The 6,844-nt window shown below is 41.0% G+C and carries 3 protein-coding genes and 1 pseudogene; 3 read left to right on the top strand and 1 reads right to left on the bottom strand.

What is annotated here, in order from left to right:
• The first annotated feature begins 118 nt into the window (after positions 1-118).
• The 3 genes from ABDK75_RS17745 to ABDK75_RS17735 are packed head-to-tail and all read left to right on the top strand — an operon-like array spanning position 119 to position 5,680.
• Entirely contained in the window at positions 119-1,975 is a 1,857-nt protein-coding gene (locus tag ABDK75_RS17745) for a hypothetical protein (protein ID WP_346006606.1), read from the top strand.
• Complete coding sequence (locus ABDK75_RS17740; RefSeq protein WP_346006605.1) at positions 1,968-2,753, top strand: glycosyltransferase family 2 protein; 786 nt, start codon at positions 1,968-1,970, stop codon at positions 2,751-2,753. Before ABDK75_RS17745 ends, ABDK75_RS17740 begins: the two co-directional genes overlap by 8 nt.
• The gene (locus tag ABDK75_RS17735; protein WP_346006604.1) at positions 2,750-5,680 is read left to right on the top strand and encodes a glycosyltransferase; all 2,931 of its coding nucleotides are present in this window, start codon (positions 2,750-2,752) and stop codon (positions 5,678-5,680) included. The genes ABDK75_RS17740 and ABDK75_RS17735 overlap by 4 nt, the downstream gene beginning before the upstream one ends.
• Before the next feature lie 314 nt (positions 5,681-5,994).
• Here ABDK75_RS17735 and ABDK75_RS17730 read toward each other — a convergent pair.
• A pseudogene (locus tag ABDK75_RS17730) lies at positions 5,995-6,839 on the bottom strand (IS5/IS1182 family transposase).
• Positions 6,840-6,844: the final 5 nt, after the last annotated feature.

Below are 6,844 nucleotides of genomic sequence, written 5' to 3'. Positions count from 1 at the left end.
ATATAATTATTGGAGAACGGGGTGTCCCGGACCGTTCAAAGGCTTTTCTCCTTTAGAATTAAGATCGACTTCATCGTTTTTTTATGATTAGGTTTCACTTCTTTGCGCTAAAAATTTTATGAAAGGTTCTCCTTTGCTCTCGGATCCGGATAAGCTAATTGCTGAAATAAGAGAATCAGGTTTATTTGATGAAGAGGCCTATCTTTCAGATAATGAGGATGTTGCGAAAGATGGAATTGATCCCATTGCTCATTATGTCTATTATGGATTGAACGAAGAACAGCGAAAGCCATATCCTGAATTTGATGCAAAACTATATATTTCGGATTTTTCTCTCGGAGAAATAGAAGGGCATCCATTCCTCGATCTTCTTTCGCGGAACTCCTACAGGTCAGAACTTTCAAAGTGCCTTTTGACGCCGCAAGAGGTTTATTTATATAATCTTATTATTCACTACGATCTTTTTGATGAAAAATATTATATAGAAAGTAATCCTGATCTAGAAAATATAGAAATTCCACTTCTTGTACATTATATTAGGCATGGAATAAATGAATTAAATAGAAATCCTAACAAAAGATACAATAATAAAAAATATATTAATGCATTTAAAGATGAAATTAAACCCGGAGAAGCTCCATTTATTCATTATTTAAAAAATAATCGACAAATGGAATTTTTTGATAAGGGCCTTTTGAAAAGCTTTGGTTATGAAAGTTTGTTCCGTGCCACACGTCGATTAGAAAAGTTCTCATTGTTTTCGGGAAAAGATTATATTTCTTTGAATGGAGATGTTTCAAGTTCGGATCTTTTGCCACATCAGCATGCCGTTCTTTATGGCATTCCTGAAGGACGTACACTTCTTTCCAAACTGCGCATTGCAAATGTTTTGGGTGAAAAATCGAAGGATTCTATAAAATACTTTCTGACATCACATAGGGAAAAAGACCTTCCTTTGCCGAAGTCAGTGGGTATTTTTTATCATACTGAAGGAAACTGTTTCATCAAGGAGATTGCAGAAGATCTGTTTGATTGCTTAAAGGGAGGTGGTTTTCAGATTTCATTAGAGACAGAAAATACACCTTTAAGTGCCAAGCCTGACCTGTGTATTTTCTGTGCTCCTCATGAGTTTTTCTTTCTTGATGGAAGCAAGCATTGGGAACGCGAGGATATTCTAAAGTCCTCACTTATGCTCAACACTGAGCAATCGCAAACCGCATGGTTTACCCGAGGCCTAATATATCTTCTTATGTCTGCAGGGATTATAGATTTCCTATATCAGAATATCGAATTGTTTGAGTCTATTGGGCTGCCAGCGTTTCATTTTGATCCGATTCCTGGCTGTACCACGACAAGAATTTTAGATAAGGATCGCGCGCACGCACTTTTTCGTGTGCTGCCTGATAGTGCAAAAATTGAGGCCCATAAATCAGCGCTGCGCCCAATTTCGGAGCGCTCAATCGACATGAGTTTTTTTGGAAATGCATCAGCGAAGCGGGAGAAATTCTTTTCACGCAATGCTGATTTTTTTGCTCTGCGTGAGTGCTTTTTATATTACCGCAAACCCCATGGCCCCATTCGGATGGAGGGCGTGAACGAAATATTAGGGCGTATGCCGTTCTATGTCGCTGAAAATAGCAAAATATGTCTGAATATTCATCGTAATGATGATCCTTATTTTGAGTGGCATCGCATTATAAAACACGGTGCTTCGCGAGGTGCCGTCGTTGTCACGGAAGAGTGCCTGCCTACCCCTCTTTATCAGGAAGGGGTCCATTTTCTCACAGAAACTCCTCGACATATGCCACATCTTATTTCCTGGCTTCTTGATACGACAGAAGGACAGACGAAAATGCAGGAAGTACAGACTTCATGCCTAAGTCTTTTTAAGGATAAAAAGTTACAAAAATCAAAGTTTAATGATATTTTCAATTTTATTGGGCGCGTCTGGAAAGAAAGTCTCGAAAATGCTTGATAAAGCCTGGAATCCAAAACCGGAAATTCTTTTTAGTTACAGTGCAGATGACTTGAGAGATAACCCTAGTCATGTTTCCGTTATAGTTACAAACTATAACTATGAAAAATATGTTATTGAGTGTCTTAATTCTATTTCAAATCAATCCCATCAGAGATTGAGTCTTGTGGTAATCGATGACGATTCTCGCAAGGACCTTTCTGTAGAAAAGATTTTGGAATGGATGGATAAAAATAAAAATAGATTTTTATCCATAAAATTACTGAAAAATATCAGCAATCAGGGTCCTTCCGCGTCACGAAATACTGCAATCGAGCACTGTCCTTCTGAAACGATCTTCATCATGGATGCTGATAACACAATCATGGCTACAGCCATTGCCAAATTATATGATTGTTTGCGAAGGTCTGACGCGCAGGGTGTTTATTGCCAGATCGTCGAATTCGGTGACCGTAACCAACTCGGAAGTGCCGATTTATGGGACGTTGAGCGGATGTATCGTAATAACTATGTCGACATCATGGCAATGATGAAAAAAACTGCTTGGGCTCAGGTGGGCGGATTCTCTCATATTGAAGAAGGATGGGAAGATTATGACTTTTGGCTGAAGTTCATCGATCAAGGTATCGATATGGTATTTTTGCCGGAAATTCTTTGTCGTTATCGAGTCCATGGCGTGTCCCGGACTTCCACCGAGGCGCATAAATCTCACTATGATCTTGAGATTATCATGAAATATCGTCACCCAGGACAGCCGAAAGTCGAAGAGTACAAATGAGTATAATTTTACTGAAAAATTCAAGTGAAAAAAATAGTTCTTGGGACCATATTGATTTTCTCTGGATGAAAAAAAACTATCCTGAAGTCGAAGAGGTTTTTAGGGATCAGGTTAATTTTATTCCTGAAGAAATTTTACTTCTGGCGGGGACGTGTGGCTATCAGCCTAATCCGTATTTTGATGAATCTTATTACGTCCAACGTTATGGGGACGTTCGTCTTGCGATTAGCCAAGGAAAGTTTATTTCCGGTTTCGATCATTACCGAAAAATTGGATATAAAGATAGGGACCCTCATTGGTTATTCTGTGAAGAATATTATCTCAACAGATATGAAGATGTGGCTCAAACACTCGTTAATGAAACTACTTTTTCGAATGGGTACGATCATTACATCCAGAGTGGCGACCAAGAATTTAGGTGTGGATCTTGGTTTTTTGACCCGATAAAATATCTCAAATCTTTACCAAATGGAAATATTAGAAGGCCATTTTACCATTATATTCAAAATCCAAAAAGGGATTTCGAGAGTATTTATTTTGATACAACTTGGTATGCTGAAACTTACCCAGAAATTATTTACGAATTAAAAAAAGGTACATGGAATTCTTTGCTTCATCATTATTTAACAAATGGTGATAAAAAAAAATACAACCCCTCCCAATATTTTTCGGAAAAATTTTATATTGAAGAAAATCCAGACCTTGCTGATCCTGTGGGATCAGGACGTTTTTTTAATGCGTATGAACACTTTCTGCTTTACGGCATTCAGGAACGTCGATGCCCAAATTTGGGCATCGACTTAGAACGATTTTATCATACGCTCTATATCCAGAAGCTTCTTTTCAATGGCCGTATTCCAAATGTGTTTGTTGGATGGTGCCAGCTTGAAGGGAAGGTTCTTGAAATTGGTGACGCGTTGGAACGAACTGAAGTACAAACTAAATTTGCCTTTGAAAAGAAGAGTGCTTCCTTGGCGATTAATGCCGCACGCTCGCCACTGAATTTTTCGTTCACGCACCCCGACATCAGTGTCATTATGGTTTTGCATAATAATTTTGATATGACGTTGAATGCGTTGACAGCTTTAAGAGCCGCCTACAGATACGAAATCCAACTTATCCTTGCTGATAGCGGATCAGACGATGAAACCCGTCATATAGAGCGCTATGTTCGCGGGGCAACACTTCTACGATTTGAAGGTAACGTTGCTTTTATCCGTGCCTGCAATGTAGCGGTTCAGCAGGCGCGTGCGCCGTATGTTCTTTTTTTGAACAATGATACAGAAATCCTGTTGGGGAGTATTGAGACTGCAATCAATCGATTCCGTCGCGATCCAGGAGTGGGAGTGATTGGCGGCAAATTGATCCGGACGAACGGTTTGTTACAGGAGGCTGGCGCAATCATCTATCGCGATGGAAGTGTCACAGGTTATATGAGAGGTGCTAGTCCAGATACCCCAGAAGCGAACTTTGTGCGTCATGTGGATTTCTGTTGTGGAGCAGCTCTTTTTACAAGAGTAGAGTTGTTCGGAAAGATCGGTGGTTTTAATGAAGATTATATTCCAGCTTATTATGAAGAAACCGATTATTGTATAAATGTATGGAAATCCGGTTATGACGTTGTTTATGATCCGTCAATAACGGCTATACATTATGAATATGGATCATCCAGCGCAAAAGACGGGGCTGGATACATTAACCGTAACAGAATTATATTTAATTCAAAACACGGAGATTTTCTTTCAAAAAAAACTGTTAAGTCAAAACAAAACACGAATTTAGCGCGCTCTATTCGGAAGCAGGATTCAAAAAGAATTCTGTTTATTGAAGACAGAATTCCATTAAAGTCTTATGGATCAGGATTTTCGCGATCACATGACATCATAACTACCATGTCTCATATGGGACATGAGGTTACTGTTTTCCCTATATTCAAACCTGTTGTCTCCGCGAACCTGCTCTATAATGCGTTTCCGGACTCTGTTGAGATCATATGGGATCGTGATATTAATGACCTTGAGTATTTTTTTGCTCAACGTGCCGGATTGTATGATACGATCTGGATATGTCGAACACAAAATGTTCGACGTCTGGTGCCGATTATCGAGCAGATAGCCCACCTTATGCCTTTGGCCGAAATTATTGCAGATACAGAAGCGGTAAGCTCTGTTCGCGAAGAGCAGTACGACTGCCTTATGAGCATACCGTCAGATCAACATCTTTCTCTTGCAGAACGCCTTCGCTCTGAATTTGAATGTCTATTAATTGCTACAAAAATTGTAGCTGTAAACGATTATGATGCCAGTCTTCTAAAAAAGAACGGTTACACCAATGTATCGGTACTTGGTCATGTTCAAACGCCAAAGCCGACTCCTAAGCCATGGGAAGAAAGATTTGACTTTCTTTTCGTCGGAGCGATTCATGAATATAATTCTCCCAATTATGACTCGGTCCTGTGGCTAACGACGGTTTTGTGGCCAAAACTGGTACAATTTCTTCCGGAAAATTCACGGCTTATAATGGCGGGACATTTAGGGTCGGGAGTGTCCTTATCGGTATTTCCTCAGGGACAACACATAATATATCTCGGTGAGGTAGACGATCTTACTGAACTTTATAATGATGCGCGCTTCTTTATAGCTCCTACACGTTACGCTGCCGGTATCCCGTACAAAATATATGAAGCAGCAGCTCATGGATTGCCTGTTATTGCTTCAGACGTGCTATGCAAACAAATAGGATGGAGCATTGGAAGTGATATTATAAAAACTGAAATCCATGATATTGATGAAATATGCAATACCATAGCAGAGTTGTACAGTAATAAAAATAAGTGGGAAGAAATACGAGAGAATGGTATTAATAATATTAAAAACTATAATAACTCGGATTTATATTCCCAATTAATAAGAGGTATTATTACATAATAAAATACTAATACATCTACATTGCTAAATAAATATATATAATTTTTCGCTGAAAGCATATTTGATAATTTATCTTAACGTTCTTTAAGGTACGGAGGGTTCGAAAAACTTTCTGGTTTTGGGGCTCTCTATGTAATTCCATTTTTCCTGCGTTGATTTGGGGTATGGAGAATGAAGCAGCCGGAGGGATCGAAGAACCCTTGTTTGATGCGATTGGCCAGTAATTTCTGGGTTTTGGCGTTCTGATTGATGGTTTTTGAGGTGGCTTTCAATCTGCGTTTTGAACGGATCGAGTGTTGTCCCTCGCTGGATGGCTACACGCTCGCGCTCAATCTTTCGAGGAAGAGAAAGCGGCGCATATTATAGACGATATTGGCCAGCCCGATCCTCATGGTGGCCCGGGTGATGCCGACAGTTCGGATCAACAATCCCGTCTGTGATTTCTGGTCAGCAAAGACAAGCCCAACGCGTGATCGGACCACGGACTTTCCGGCGTTGGATCTCTGAATATGTCGGGGCATAAGTTTGAGATGCGGCTTTTTCCTGTGTACCTTTGAGACAAAGCCCTGCTTTTCCATGAAGTCCTCATTGGCTTTTGAACGATACGCCGTTTCAGCCCAGACGCCTGAGGCCGTATTGGTTTTATCCAGCAGCCCTTCTCTCAATCGCGCACCATCACTTGCGGCGGCATCCGTCGTCTTCCATTTGCGAATGAACCGAAACTTCCGGTCGATAGAGACGTGCGATTTATAGCCAAAGAACGGGATAGCGAGATCCGTTGCGGAGATCGTTCCGTCATCCTGCCGTTTTGCTTTCGTGAACTTCAGTGTCCAGCGCGCATGGCGATCCTTGTGCGACAGCTTTGCGGGTTTGTTCTGCCACTCCTGTGGGATCCGTCCTTCCCGAAGATCGGATTTTTCTGCGTTGGTGTTCCGCTGCTTTGGAGCAGCCACCAGCGTTACATCCAGGATCTCGAACATCAACACTGGATCGAACGGCGGTCGCCCGCCCTTGCTTCCATCTGAATAGGCCAGAGCCTTCTCAAGCCCAGGGCGGAACACTTCAAAATCTACAGTCCGGAAAACGCTTCGAGTTGATCACCAAGTCCGCTCAACCGGGCAAGCCGCTCTCCAACATCAAAGAAACCAGACTGCTTCATGATCC

The organism is Gluconobacter sp. OJA (assembly GCF_039638325.1).
In the GTDB taxonomy this organism is placed as follows: domain Bacteria; phylum Pseudomonadota; class Alphaproteobacteria; order Acetobacterales; family Acetobacteraceae; genus Gluconobacter; species Gluconobacter cerinus.
This window is presented reverse-complemented; position numbering and strand designations above follow the sequence as displayed.

Bases quoted from the DNA above. Each gene is read 5' to 3' on its own strand.
- ABDK75_RS17745 (WP_346006606.1), top strand. From the start codon at position 119: ATGAAAGGTTCTCCTTTGCTCTCGGATCCGGATAAGCTAATTGCTGAA.
- ABDK75_RS17740 (WP_346006605.1), top strand. From the start codon at position 1,968: ATGCTTGATAAAGCCTGGAATCCAAAACCGGAAATTCTTTTTAGTTAC.
- ABDK75_RS17735 (WP_346006604.1), top strand. From the start codon at position 2,750: ATGAGTATAATTTTACTGAAAAATTCAAGTGAAAAAAATAGTTCTTGG.